11 protein-coding genes are annotated in these 13170 nt (G+C 38.2%); 9 read left to right on the top strand and 2 right to left on the bottom strand.

Annotated elements, in window-relative coordinates:
* Nucleotides 1–491 precede the first annotated feature (491 nt).
* Nucleotides 492–677: a hypothetical protein gene (locus LMH66_RS17700; RefSeq protein WP_229371972.1), complete on the top strand. Its 186-nt coding sequence runs from the start codon at nt 492–494 to the stop codon at nt 675–677.
* Between the two features lie 228 nt (nt 678–905).
* Here the strand turns inward: LMH66_RS17700 and LMH66_RS17695 are convergent, their stop codons facing one another.
* The gene (locus LMH66_RS17695) at nt 906–2987 is read right to left on the bottom strand and encodes a S9 family peptidase (RefSeq protein ID WP_420709436.1); all 2082 of its coding nucleotides are present in this window, start codon (nt 2985–2987) and stop codon (nt 906–908) included.
* Nucleotides 2988–3346: 359 nt separating this feature from the next.
* On the opposite strand from LMH66_RS17695, the gene LMH66_RS17690 reads away from it, so the two are divergent.
* The 7 genes from LMH66_RS17690 (at nt 3347) to LMH66_RS17660 (ending at nt 9830) form a co-directional block, all read left to right on the top strand.
* Complete coding sequence (locus LMH66_RS17690) at nt 3347–4594, top strand: metal-dependent hydrolase family protein (RefSeq protein WP_229371970.1); 1248 nt, start codon at nt 3347–3349, stop codon at nt 4592–4594.
* Nucleotides 4595–4771: 177 nt separating this feature from the next.
* A complete protein-coding gene (locus tag LMH66_RS17685) occupies nt 4772–5173 on the top strand; it encodes a GFA family protein (RefSeq protein WP_229371968.1) in 402 nt (133 codons plus the stop codon).
* A gap of 43 nt (nt 5174–5216) precedes the next feature.
* Entirely contained in the window at nt 5217–5915 is a 699-nt protein-coding gene (locus LMH66_RS17680) for an aspartate/glutamate racemase family protein (RefSeq protein ID WP_229371966.1), read from the top strand.
* 230 nt (nt 5916–6145) lie between these two features.
* Nucleotides 6146–6649 carry a VanZ family protein gene (locus tag LMH66_RS17675; RefSeq protein ID WP_229371964.1) on the top strand — a complete coding sequence of 168 codons (504 nt, stop codon included), beginning with the start codon at nt 6146–6148 and terminating at the stop codon, nt 6647–6649.
* A 178-nt stretch (nt 6650–6827) separates the two neighbouring features.
* Entirely contained in the window at nt 6828–7229 is a 402-nt protein-coding gene (locus tag LMH66_RS17670; RefSeq protein ID WP_229371963.1) for a hypothetical protein, read from the top strand.
* 122 nt (nt 7230–7351) lie between these two features.
* Nucleotides 7352–9265: an alpha/beta hydrolase family protein gene (locus tag LMH66_RS17665; protein ID WP_229371961.1), complete on the top strand. Its 1914-nt coding sequence runs from the start codon at nt 7352–7354 to the stop codon at nt 9263–9265.
* 148 nt (nt 9266–9413) lie between these two features.
* Complete coding sequence (locus tag LMH66_RS17660; protein ID WP_229371959.1) at nt 9414–9830, top strand: GNAT family N-acetyltransferase; 417 nt, start codon at nt 9414–9416, stop codon at nt 9828–9830.
* A gap of 109 nt (nt 9831–9939) precedes the next feature.
* On the opposite strand, the gene rsgA is transcribed toward LMH66_RS17660, so the two are convergent.
* Complete coding sequence (rsgA, locus tag LMH66_RS17655; protein ID WP_229371958.1) at nt 9940–11025, bottom strand: ribosome small subunit-dependent GTPase A; 1086 nt, start codon at nt 11023–11025, stop codon at nt 9940–9942.
* Nucleotides 11026–11613: 588 nt separating this feature from the next.
* Here rsgA and LMH66_RS17650 point away from each other — a divergent pair.
* Nucleotides 11614–13152 (top strand): family 16 glycosylhydrolase, encoded by a 1539-nt coding sequence (locus LMH66_RS17650; protein ID WP_229371942.1) that lies wholly within the window; start codon nt 11614–11616, stop codon nt 13150–13152.
* Nucleotides 13153–13170: the final 18 nt, after the last annotated feature.

Here is a 13170-nt window from a genome sequence, read left to right as displayed (position 1 = left end):
AGAATAAAGGTGAGTTTTTATCTTTTCTGCCGCAGAGCGGCTTCGTTCAACAAGTCATTTAAATGGAAAATTAACAGTTGTCCATCGCTTCGCGATTATAGCCAACCATTAATTTCCACTTAATGAGGCGTTATGTGTACAAAGAGTTTTCATGGGTAGCATACATAGTTACTATTTAGTTGGGTTCATGCTTTTATCAGCAATGTTAAATGCGTTTATAGAGCATGAGGAAGTCGGAATAAAGTTACTTTGCTTACTTTTATTATTCACGACTTTCGTCTTTGCTTCTCTATTTCATTCTTTAATGGTTAAAGTTGCAAAAGAGAAAACAGCAAATGTCGAGTAAGGTAGACATACAAGCTGTTTAACCTGGAAAAAATACAGTTGGTTTTTTCGTTCCTCAACATCTTAGCCAACAATATTTTGCTCATTAAAGAGGGCGTTATGTGTTGAGGATGATTCGCAGTAAATTCAAGGATGAAGAGACCGAAATGAGAGTTAATAATAAACTTAATCAAGCCAAACTAGGTTCTTTAACCATCTGCTTAGGTGTTTCACTTGGTATGTCTATTTTCGTTGGAAGTACATCACCTTACATTGGATCAATGCTCGGTATTCTTACTGTCGGTGTTTTCGTAATGATTGTCTCAGGAAAGTGGGGCACAAAAAGCACATAACCAGTTAATATTTAAACCTTGTATATTGACGAATTTCTCAAGTTTCATCCTTTATCTCTTCATCGTTTATCTCTCTATCGTTTATCTTTCGAAACTTTATCTCTCTGCCATTTATAAAAAGCTGGTCATTAAAAAAGAATAACGAGTGCGATAGACACTTATTGAATTCCAATAAAAAAAGCCAGCATATCGTTTAACGAAATATGCTGGCTGTTTGTATTGTACCTGTTAGTTGGTTTTCTCTGCTTGGTATTGTTCAAACCACCATAAGATATGGGCAACTTTTGACATTAAGTTACTTGGTCGTTTGTATATGCCATGGGGCGCATCTGGGATCCTGACCATAGCGGTATCAATATTACGTAATTTAAGGGCTTGATAAAACTGCTCAGTTTCAGCAATAGGGGTACGTTGATCTGCTTCTCCTGTTAATAGCATGGTAGGTGTTGTGACATTACCTACATAACTGATTGGTGATAACTTCATATAATGCTCGCTATCTTCCCAAGGCATTTTCTCAAACCAGTTCTTAATTACGAAGGGATAAATATCTGTCGTTAGCACAAAGCTATACCAATTGATCACAGGTTTGGCGACTACGGCTGCTGCAAATCTATCTGTATGGCCGACAATCCAAGCTGTCAGTACGCCGCCGCCTGATCCACCGGTGACAAATAATGCCTCTTCGTTAATTGCTTCTTTGGCAATAACACCATCGACTACCGACATTAAATCATCATAATCTTGGCTAGGGTAATTGTTATAAATGGTTTGTGCGAACTCTTTACCGTAACTGTCGCTTCCACGTGGGTTAGCATAGACAACGACATAACCACTGGCTGCCATTAATTGTACTTCTGCAGAGAAATGAGGGCCGTAGTTCGTTACTGGACCACCATGAATCTCTAAAATTAGCGGGAAGGTTTTGCCTGCTTTTTTATCCGCTTCATAACCTGGTGGATAGGCTACCCATGCTTGAATATCTCTATCATCAAAAGAGGATTTCACGTTCAACTCTTTTATTGAAGCTAAGGTTTTATAACTCAACGCATCATTATTTAAATCGGTAAGTTGGTTAGTTCTTCCTTTACGGGTAATGGCAATATCTGCGGGACGTTGAGGGTCTGAATAGGTAAATGCGATAGTGCCATCTTCAGCGACATCGAATTGGCTGCCCGTGTAAGGTCGACCAAATGAAAGGCCACCAAGGTTTTTAGCGGCAATTTCACGCTTACCTTTCAATGACTGATACGCCACATAAGTTTCACCTTTATCATGATAACTCATGTATATGGCTTTACTGTTATCAGCCCATTTTATGCTGTTAATCGAGCGATCTAAGTCGGCAGTGATAGAACGTTTATTACTACCATCAATATCCATGATAAACAGTTCAGTATTTTCATAGTTTTTGAAGTTTTGATCGTAGCCTAAGTACGCAATCATTTTGCCATTAGGTGACACTATAGGGGAGTTATCTGGTCCGACTCGATCGGTAAGTTGGGTGACTTGTTGATCATTAATATTAACGGCGTAGATATTGGTGTCTGTCCATTCTAAATCTTTCTTTGCGCGCTTATTGCTCGAGTAAATGAGCTGCTTACCATCTTTAGACCAACTGATATTACTACGATGATCAAATTTCTCGTGGGTGACTTGTCTTGCTGCGCCGCCATCAGAGGACATCACAAAAATCTGACTATTACCTGCTTGACTAAAACCTGCACCATCAAAGCGATAATACATGTCATCAATATAAACGGCAGGTTTTGCCCATTGGGCATTTTGTGGCTTACCAGGCAGTGAAACAACAGATTTAGGTTTACTGTCTACGAAGCGATTAAATGCGATGTACTTGCCGTCTGGTGACCAACTTAAATTAGATGGAGATTGGCTAAAGTGACTCATTTGGCTACTTTCACCGGTTTCTAGCCATTTCATATGGATTTGAGCTGAGCCACTGGCTGTTGAGATATAAGCTAGTTTACTGTTGTCAGGTGATAGGCTTGGTGAAAAATCAACATGCAGGCCATTGGTAACAGGGGTAAGGCGCTTGTTTTTATCGACTTTCCAAATGTTACCTAGCTTTTTATCCGTCTGAATATCCATGTAATTACGTACAAAATAGACTTCATCGCCGTCAGCGGTAATGGCTAAACCAGATGCATATTCTAAAGAAAACACATCTTCAAGCTGCAGCGTATTATGGACTTGGCTGTTATCGACATCATTTTGAGCATATGCCATTGTCGATGTTATCGCCGCAACGAGTGGCGATATAATGCATACCAGATAAATACCTTTGTTCATGAGTAATCCTTGACCTTAAATTGAACGATGAATATTTGTTATTAGTAACCCTAACTGAGTTATTTGAGATGAGTCAGCTAGAGAATTATTGATGTTTATTGAATAAATTACCATAAGCTTAATAAAATACAAACTTATGTGAATTGATATTTACATTAATAAAAGCTTAGGTATATTAATGAACAAGATTAATAACAATAAGCTTAAATGCCATGACTTTATTTCCATTATCAACAAAGCATAAAATAACTGAGTTCAAATCGTTCATCTCTACTCCAGATTCAAACTCTAACAATATCCAAATCCTTAAGAATGATAAAAAAGCCTTTTCGCTTAGCGCGTTGGTTTTTGGTTGTTTAATGTCTCACTCGGTAATGGCTGATACAAAAGTGATTCATGCAGGTGAGTTGCTTGTTGTACCAGGTAAGGCCCCTTTGACAAAGCAGACTGTGGTCATTAAAGATGGTGAAATCATTGCGGTGAAAAAAGGTTTTGTTGAGGTAAATAAAATATCAGCTGATGCCACCTTGATAAATTTGTCAGATAAGTTTGTTATGCCAGGCTTGATGGACATGCATGTTCATTTACAAATGGAGTTAGGACCGAATAATGTGTCAGATACTGTAAAACTATCTGATGCCGATGTCGCAATGAAAAGCGTTCACTATGCCAAAACCACCTTATTGTCAGGGTTTACTACAGTACGTGATTTATTAAGTGAGCCAGAACAAATGTATGCACTGCGCGATGGTGTAGAAAAGGGCTGGATTGAAGGCCCACGTATAATTGCCGCTGCGGGTGTCACTATAACAGGTGGCCATTTAGATGCTGATGGCATGGCACCTGATATTTTAGCGATGAAATCCCCTAAAACGATTTGCGATGGCCCATATGAATGTCGAAAGGCGACGCGTGAAGCAATAAAATATGGCGCGGATGCCATTAAAGTGGCCTCAACTGGTGGGGTATTATCAGATACCGATACTGGTACTGGTCAGCAAATGACTGATTTAGAGTTAAAAGAAATTGTAGAAACAGCTCACGGTTTAGGGCGTAAAGTGGCAAGCCATGCTCATGCAACAGCAGGCATCAATGCAGCGCTTCGTGCTGGTGTTGATAGTGTTGAGCACGGCAGCTATGCCGATAAAGAAACCATTAAGCTGTTTAAACAAACGGGTGCTTATTTGGTTCCTACTTTGCTAGCTGGTGCAACGGTTGTTGAGATGGCTGAAACGTCAGATTTTATGTCTACACCTATTAAAGCCAAAGCCATTAGGGTTGGACCTGACATGCAAGCTAACTTTGAAAAATCATATAAAGCGGGAGTCAAAATCGCTTTTGGTACAGACAGTGGCGTTTCTAAGCACGGAATAAACGCTCAAGAAGCAGTATTGATGCATCAAGCGGGAATGCCAACCAGTGACATTTTAAAATCAGCGACTGTAAATGCTGCAGACCTTATTGATATGTCAGATAAGCTTGGCACTATTGAAGTAGGTAAGTATGCCGACATTATCGCAATTGATACCAGTCCACTTGATAATATTGAAGCCTTATTAGATATTGGTTTTGTGATGAAAGATGGTGTGGTGTATAAGCAGCAGTAATCATTATCTTTGGTTCAATTGATACCAACAGTGATTGAATAAACAATTCATACATCATTTAATAAAAAAGGAGCTTAGGCTCCTTTTTTATTAGCATATTTTATTAATCTTAATTTAAATCATTCTTCTAACTAAGCGTGGTAACGTAAAGCTAGTTCAAACTCACAAGGAAGAGACATGGTAAATTTAACTGAGGTCAATGGTGTTGAGGTTATGCCTAAGCATAGAGCCAGTTGTCATTGTGGTTCAGTGGTCATGGAGCTTTCTTTACCAAAAGGAATACAGGATGTTAGGCGCTGTGATTGCAGTATGTGTCGTCGCCGAGGTGCTATTGTTGCATCAATCAATTTAGGTGATATTCAGTTTATTCAAGGTGAACACGAGTTAAGCGTCTATCAATTTAATACCAAAACAGCTAAACATTATTTTTGCCGTCATTGCGGTATTTATACCCATCATCAGCGACGCTCAAACCCGAATCAATTCGGTTTTAATGTGGCTTGCTTAGCAGGTATTAATCCGCTGAAAATTGATCAAGTAAAGCTATATGATGGCGTGAACCATCCAGCTGACAGTTAGGTTCAGTACAGGACGTGTTAATTTGGTTTATTAGGGAAAAAATATGAAGATCATCGGTTTGTTAGGCGGGATGAGCTGGGAGTCCACTGCTAGCTATTATAAAGCTATCAATGAAGACGTTAACCAACAATTGGGTGGTCTGCATTCCGCTAAAATTAGCTTGTTTAGTGTTGATTTCGATGAGATTGAAAAGCTGCAGTATCAAGGTGACTGGCAGCAAACAGCAACTATCTTGTCTGAAGCTGCTAAACGAGTAGAACTGGCTGGCGCAGATTTTATGTTGATATGTACTAACACCATGCATAAAGTCTATGACGATATCGACGCCGCCATTAATATCCCCATTTTACATATCGCAGATGCAACCGCAGACCGACTTAAGCTTAATAATATTGACACCGTTGGCTTACTCGGAACTGGCTTTACTATGAAGCAAGATTTTTATAAAGGACGCTTAAAGTCCTTGCATGGTATTGATGTCATCGTCCCTCATGATGAGCAGCAAAAAGTTGTTCATGACATTATTTATGGGGAGCTATGTCTAGGAGAATTTAAGCCGTCTTCTAAAGCCAGTTATCTACAAATTGTCGAGGATTTATTCTCTCGAGGGGCTCAAGCAATCATATTAGGTTGTACTGAAATTGCTTTACTGATTAATCAATCTGACACCGAAATACCACTCTATGATACAACAAGCATTCATGCAGCTGCTGCGGTTAACTACGCGTTAAATCTGAAATAGTAATTTCTTAAATACATGATTTAAGCTAATAAGATTGTCTAGTATCAAAAATCGCTTTTTAAGTTAATACATAGCCGGAGAATGTTAACTCTTTAAGATATGAGACAAGTAAAGTGTTTAGCCTATACAGTTCGTCTACAGAGTGTATTTTAGTTAATGTTTCTTGCGTGATGGTGTCGCCGATTGTAGTCTTGAGGTCAAACATGTACCAGGTTAACGAATTCATTTACATGCAAAATACACCAGAGAAATTGCCATTACATAAAATTTCCTTAGACAACTATCATCTCAACTATCATCTCAACTATCGCCTGATAATAAACGTAGCTTGTATTTTAGTTTGTGTGAGTTTCTCTTTGTTTATAGGCTGGATTATTTACCAAGCCAATACGGGTGGAAGTAATGTCTTTTTCGATTTAGTTCGCACTATTCCCTATGGTGATAAAATTGGCCACTTTTGCTTATTTGGTTTGTTGACAACAATGGGATTACTGGCAAGTCGTTTAGCACACTTTAGCTTCAGAAATATTCGCATTTACTATGCTGTTCTAGTCGTCAGTATCTTTGTGTTAGTCGAAGAAATAAGCCAAGCGTTTATTAGTACAAGGACATTTGATTTAAGCGATCTCCTAGCCGATGCCTTGGGTATTACACTATGCTCATTTATCACTATTAAGTTGTTTACACGTTATACCTATTCTCAACTCTCTAAGGATGAATATAAAAGATTATAAATAGAGTCTTTATGATTGGTTTTAGTTATTAATAAATTAATTCAATATTTTAATGATTGATTTTATCTCATCACTACTAGATGGTTGTGATTGGCTGAAGACGTATTATTAATAATGCTGAAAACCTAAACGGATGTCTAAAAACAGCTATAAATTAGAAGTCTTTTTGGAATTATTTATGCGCGGCTTGTTTGTTATTATCATATTAATTTCGTCTTTTACTGTCCATGCTGAGCAAATCAAACCGTTCACTTCAGATGGATGTAGTGTATTTCCTGATGGAACCTTTAGCCAAAATGAATTGTGGTTATCATGCTGTACTGCTCATGATTACGACTATTGGCAAGGAGGCACTTTTAAGCAACGTCTTGAATCGGACAGACGATTAAAACAGTGTGTAGCAAAAGTGGGTGAGCCTCATATTGCCAATATAATGTTGGCAGGAGTTCGAGTCGGTGGCAGTCCATATTTTCCTACCACTTATCGATGGGGGTATGGCTGGCCTTATCCAAGAGGGTATAAAGTGTTATCAATTTCTGAGAAGCAACAAATTAAAAATTTACAATTAAAAAGCCGTTAAAAACTAAAGTCGTTAGCGATCATAGTGGGTTAATGTTAGGTTATTTTGTGTTCTATCTCTTGGTAAGGTGTTGAGTTGTCGCTCTATTAAGATGCCAATTTCAAGCTAAATAAGGATATATTATGCTTAAGACATTGATGAGTACTGCTGTCATCGCGTTAGTATTGACAGGTTGCTCTACCGCAAATAAACAAGCTGCGCCGGCTCCACAGATATCCCCTCAAGCTCAAATCAACTTTGAAACTTACACAGCTGAAGAGTTTTATAAAACGACCAGTGTGTTTGGCTCATCTATTAATCATTCCGGAAGTGCGGTTTTGGTAAGTAATGATGATTCAGGGATCTTCAACGCATACAAAGTGCCAGTAGATGGCTCCAAAACAACTCAATTAACGTTTTCCACAGAAGAATCAATTTTTGTTGAATCTTGGTTCCCTAAAGATGATCGCTTTCTTTATAGTGCTGACAAAGGGGGAGATGAATTAAACCATCTATTTGTTAAAGACCTCGAAGGCAATGAAGTAGATTTAACTCCAGGTGAAGGCTTGAAGGCCATGATGTTGTCATGGCATGAAGATGATGATTCGTTTTTTGTTATGACCAATGAGCGTGATGCTAAATATTTTGACGTTTATCAATACAGTACTGCAGACTATAGTCGTAATTTAATTTATAAAAATGAGTCAGGATTTACAGTTGAAAGCATGAGTCCCAATGGTCGTTTTATTGCCTTAAGTAAGAACCACTCTAATAGTAATACTGATTTATATTTGGTTGATTTACGACTAAAAATGAACAAACCTCGCTTAATTACAGAGCATGAAGGTGATGTGTCTTATTATGCTTACACCTTCACCAAAGACAATAAGCAGCTGTTATATGCGACAAATGAGTTTGGGGAATTTAACCAAGCATGGACCTATGATATTGCTACCAGTGAAAGTGAGTTAAATTATAAAGCCGATTGGGATGTAAGTTTCAGTTACTTCTCGAAAGATGGTCGTTATCAAATCACAGGTATCAATGCTGATGCTCAAACTCAATTAACGATAACCGATCACAACAATAATCGTGAACTCTCTTTGCCTGAATTACCTAGTGGTGATTTACGTGGGGTGAATTTCTCACAAGATTCTAAATCAATGGTGTTCTACATAAACTCAGATACATCACCATCAAATTTATACAGCCATAAAGTTGGTACTGATAAGGTATTGCGTCTGACGAACTCAGGCAATCCAGCCATTAAAGAGCAAAACTTAGTCGCTGGCGAAGTGATTAGATTCAAAAGCTTCGATGGCGTCGAAATTCCGGCTATTTTGTATAAGCCAAAACAAGCTGAATTTTCCAAGGTTCCTGCATTAATTTATATACACGGTGGTCCTGGAGGGCAATCGCGTAAAGGCTACTCAGCTACAGTTCAGCACTTAGTGAATAATGGCTATGCTATTGTAAAAATAAATAATCGTGGTTCAAGTGGCTATGGCAAAACCTTCTTCCATTTAGATGATAAACGTCATGGTGAAGACGATTTACAGGATGTGGTTTACAACAAAAAATACCTACAAACCCTAGATTGGGTTGATGCTGAAAAAATTGGCGTGATGGGTGGCAGTTATGGCGGTTATTTAACTATGGCTGCAATGGCATTTACCGATGAATTTAAAGTCGGCATTAATATTTTTGGTGTCACCAATTGGGTAAGAACCCTAGAAAGTATTCCGCCTTATTGGGAAGCATTTAGAAAAAGTCTTTATGACGAGCTTGGAGACCCAGCTACTGATAAAGAGCGCTTACATAACATTTCACCAGTATTTTTTGGTCATCAAGTTAAAAGTCCAGTACTTGTTGTACAAGGTGCCAATGATCCAAGAGTGCTAAAAATCGAAAGTGATGAAATGGTCGAGTCTATTCGCTCTGGTGGTACTCATGTTGATTACTTAGTTTTTGATGACGAAGGTCATGGCTTTAGTAAAAAAGAAAATCGCGTCAGTGCTTCGAACAAATACTTGGTCTTTTTGAAAGCATATCTATAACGTTTATCTCTTAAATGACTGAAATAATAATTAAGCCATTTGTGTAAACAAATGGCTTTTGCATTTATAGCAGTTATAGATTGGTATTAATGATAAAATCAATATAATCATAAGTTTGAATGTGACAAAACATGTAAGAGGAAAGGATGTGAATATAGAAGTTTTACACTCAGAAGAGTCGAAAATTGTTGATCAACTTGTTGATGGTGTTAGGGAGTTTAATTTTAGCCACATGGGTAATGAAACGTCCAAACCTTTGACTGTAATTATGCGAGATAGCAATAACACAATCGTCGCTGGCATATCTGGGCGAACGATATACCATAAATTTTTAATCAACGTGGTGTGGGTCAGTGATGAATACCGTGGTCAAAGACTCGGATATCAGTTGATGAAGTTAGCTGAACAGGAAGCCAAACAGCAGGGGTGTAAAGCCGCGCAAGTCGATACGTTGGCATTTCAAGCCCCAAACTTTTACCAGAAATGTGGTTTCGAGGTTATTGGAACAACGCCTGGTTTTGACGGCTGCCCCGAACAGTATTTCCTATTTAAACGTTATGAATAGTAAAGGGAAGCTCGCTGGTTAAATGAATTAAAATACTATTTGGCCAGCAATGGTTATTAACAGAGCTAATAGATTAATTTATTGAGCTAAAAACTTAATTACCACAGCGTTAATAAGTGCCTTTTTTAAAAGAACGCGAGGCTGTTTGCACTGAATTAATCATTTTTCCAAGTGCTTTATCTTTAGCTCTTTTTTGCGCTAACGTCGCGCTATTCATGGCTTGTTCTCGCATTAGTTTCTGATAGCTAACCAATCGTCTTTGATCAATATCCCCTTTATCTAATGCATTTTGAATCGCGCAACCAGGTTCTGAGTTGTGCTGACAATCTGCAAAACGGCATTGTGTTGCCAGTTCAGTGATTTCACTAAAGGTTTCACTTACCCCTTGCTCACAAGCACTGAGTTGTAATTCTCGCATACCGGGAGTATCTAGAATTAATCCACCTTGTGGTAATAATCTTAATGCTCTAGAAGTTGTCGTATGGCGACCTTTACTGTCATCTTCACGGATATCACTCGTTAGCTGCGTATCTACACCCATTAAGCCGTTGACTAAGGTAGACTTGCCCACACCAGATGACCCAAGCAATGCGATAGTTTTACCTTGTTTGCAATAACCGCTGAGTTCAATTAAATGATCATTATCTAGAGCGTTTAATGCATGAACCATCATAAATGGATCAAGTGACTGTACTTGCTGACGTTTAACATAAGTATCTTCACATTGATCGGTTTTCGTCAGGATTATAATGGGTTCTACTTGCGCTTCTTTTGCTAACGCAAGGTAACGTTCAATTCGGCTTAAATTGAAGTCTTGGTTGAGCGAACAAACAATAAATAAGCTATCCACGTTAGAGGAAATTAGCTGAGTATCGATTTTACTGCCCGGTGCTTTGCGCTGAAACAATGATTGTCTTTCTAGTAAGCGTTCAAACTGAAGTTGAGTATTGAATAACAGCCAATCTCCGACACACAGTCTGTCAGTCTGTGTTGCTTGAAGGACTGTTTGGGTTAATGAAAATTGGCCTGAGCCATTCATCACCACAACCCCATTTCGATGGTGTTCAATAACACGTCCTGCATATAGCTTTTCATCAAGATTTTCTACAGACAATAACTCAAGTTCATTGAGCGACAATTGTTGTTGAAAAAATGGTCGCCAGCCAAGTTGTGCTAATGATGTTTGTGAGTTCATATTGAAGACCTTGCAAATCTTTATGGTTATTTAGCTCGAAGACGGGCTGTAAATTATCAACGTGTTTTAAGCGATGACGAAATTGATGGAGGGATTTTAGCAAGAACTAACAAAAGGAGATTGTACAAATACGACAATTTTTAATATTGGTTTAAAGCTCCAGTAATCTTAATTGTTAACAGAAAAGCCTGCCTGCATGATGAACAATGTCATTATTAAAACCTTATTGTAGTGATTTGTTTTGTGTGACGTAGAGGGAGTAGAACAAGTGTTGTTATTTATGGATTTATTTTTAAAGGCAATTATATTAACTGGTTAGGTCTGCTAGTGTTGCGTGTGGTCGCTTGAATGATAGTGATGTTAAATATATTGAATATGGCTAATGTAAAGTAATGCAAAGCAATAAATAGATATTGCAAATGCAAACATCATATGTTTATATTGGGTTTCAATTTAACAAATTTCACAAACCTGTAAAGCGTGTTTTGAACGTTTAAACTGGACAATGTGGGGTTGATTTCAGTAAGTACAAATCTTGTTGGATGTGATTGTCATCATGGGATTTGATTATTAAAAGGACGTCCGTAAATGAAGCCTATCGTTGCCAAGTCAAATTTCGCTAAGACGATATTTGCACAAAGTGCTTTGGTGTTACTTATTTCTCAAAGCTTAATGGCTTGTCAAAATAATGAAAAAGCGCCTGAAACTGAGTTGGTAAGTCAACAAAGCAGTCAATCTTCAGTGGCACTTGATCAAGTTATGCCGTACTCAGATCCGAACAATGAAGGTGGCTGGGTATTAAATACTGAAATCAGTGATGAGTTTAACGCAGATGTTATTGATCAAGAAAAATGGTTTGTTCAAGGTGCAAATGATGAATACTACATTTGGAAAGGGCGCGCACCATCGCAGTTTGCGCCTCATAACGTTATTTTAGAAGATGGTTTACTCAAACTTCGCAGTCAGTGGGAACCCGACTTTGATTTTGCTGACGAAGCTTACGCAGATGGCAAAATTAAAGCCAAATATGGCACTGCAGAAAGTGGCGAGTTTATGCCTATTACTACTGCTGCTATTGTGAGTAATAAACGTTTTCTTAACGGTTATATGGAAATACGCTCTAAAGCGGTTAACGCATCCATGACTAGCGCCTTTTGGGCTATTGGTTACCAGTCTGAGCTTGATATTTATGAGCAAATTGGTAATCCAAAAATCATTGGTGATATTAAACCTGATCAATCTAAATCAACCGTTCATGATTGGAGCCCACCAGCAAAACGTCCTACACGTGTTTTTCATCATAAAGAAAACTTGCCATATCGCGTAGCTGATGAATTTCATATTTATGCAGCTGAGTGGGGTGAAGATTACTTAAACCTGTATTTAGACGGCAAATTACTGGAACGTTTTACTCAAAAAGAATTAGGCGATCGTTGGGTATTGAATAATCCACTAGAAATTTGGTTAGATTCAGAAATCTTTGCATGGCTTGGGATGCCAAATAAAGATGAACTACCAGCAGATTTCGAAGTTGACTATATGCGTGTGTGGCAAAAGCCTAACCCGCAGTTATTAGATAGAGCATTCTTTGGTTTTGAAGGGCCTATTTTATTCCAAGAAAATAAGCGTCCACTTAAGTTGGTACCTGAAAACTCAGCAAATAATGATTACCAAAAGTTCTGGGATATCAGTACTGAGTCAGCTAAATATGCCGAGATAACTAAAGAGCAACGCATTACAGGTTTGCGTAGCTTAAAAGTGTCAGCATTGGCTGCAGATGCTACGCAACCGATTATTATCAGCTCTCCAGAAGCTGCTGTTAAGTTAGATGCTGGTAAGTATGTTTTTTCTATGCGCCTATGGGTTGATACCAGTAATTCGCTCAAAGAGTTTAATATCACAGTCACTAACGATGCGAATACTGACGTTGGTTTTAATTTAAAGCCGATTAATTTAAGTCACATTGATCATGCGCATAAAGCGCAATGGATAACCGTTAGTCAAGAAATTAACCTAACGCAAGCAGTTCCAGCTGATGCCAAACTGACAATCTCAATTGACCCTTCACTCATCGCTAAAGAGTCAGCTTTGTTTTATATCGATGATATTTCGGTGGTTAAACAGTAAAGGGTACGACTTAGAGAT

The organism is Shewanella sp. 10N.7 (assembly GCF_020806285.1).
Taxonomy (GTDB): domain Bacteria; phylum Pseudomonadota; class Gammaproteobacteria; order Enterobacterales; family Shewanellaceae; genus Shewanella; species Shewanella electrodiphila.
Note: the sequence above shows the minus strand (reverse complement) of the source record. Positions and strands in the feature narration are given on the sequence as shown.

Coding starts and splice junctions, on each gene's coding strand:
- LMH66_RS17700 (WP_229371972.1), top strand. CDS start 492: ATGAGAGTTAATAATAAACTTAATCAAGCCAAACTAGGTTCTTTAACC.
- LMH66_RS17695 (WP_420709436.1), bottom strand. CDS start 2,987: ATGAACAAAGGTATTTATCTGGTATGCATTATATCGCCACTCGTTGCG.
- LMH66_RS17690 (WP_229371970.1), top strand. CDS start 3,347: ATGTCTCACTCGGTAATGGCTGATACAAAAGTGATTCATGCAGGTGAG.
- LMH66_RS17685 (WP_229371968.1), top strand. CDS start 4,772: ATGGTAAATTTAACTGAGGTCAATGGTGTTGAGGTTATGCCTAAGCAT.
- LMH66_RS17680 (WP_229371966.1), top strand. CDS start 5,217: ATGAAGATCATCGGTTTGTTAGGCGGGATGAGCTGGGAGTCCACTGCT.
- LMH66_RS17675 (WP_229371964.1), top strand. CDS start 6,146: ATGCAAAATACACCAGAGAAATTGCCATTACATAAAATTTCCTTAGAC.
- LMH66_RS17670 (WP_229371963.1), top strand. CDS start 6,828: ATGCGCGGCTTGTTTGTTATTATCATATTAATTTCGTCTTTTACTGTC.
- LMH66_RS17665 (WP_229371961.1), top strand. CDS start 7,352: ATGCTTAAGACATTGATGAGTACTGCTGTCATCGCGTTAGTATTGACA.
- rsgA (WP_229371958.1), bottom strand. CDS start 11,025: ATGAACTCACAAACATCATTAGCACAACTTGGCTGGCGACCATTTTTT.
- LMH66_RS17650 (WP_229371942.1), top strand. CDS start 11,614: ATGAAGCCTATCGTTGCCAAGTCAAATTTCGCTAAGACGATATTTGCA.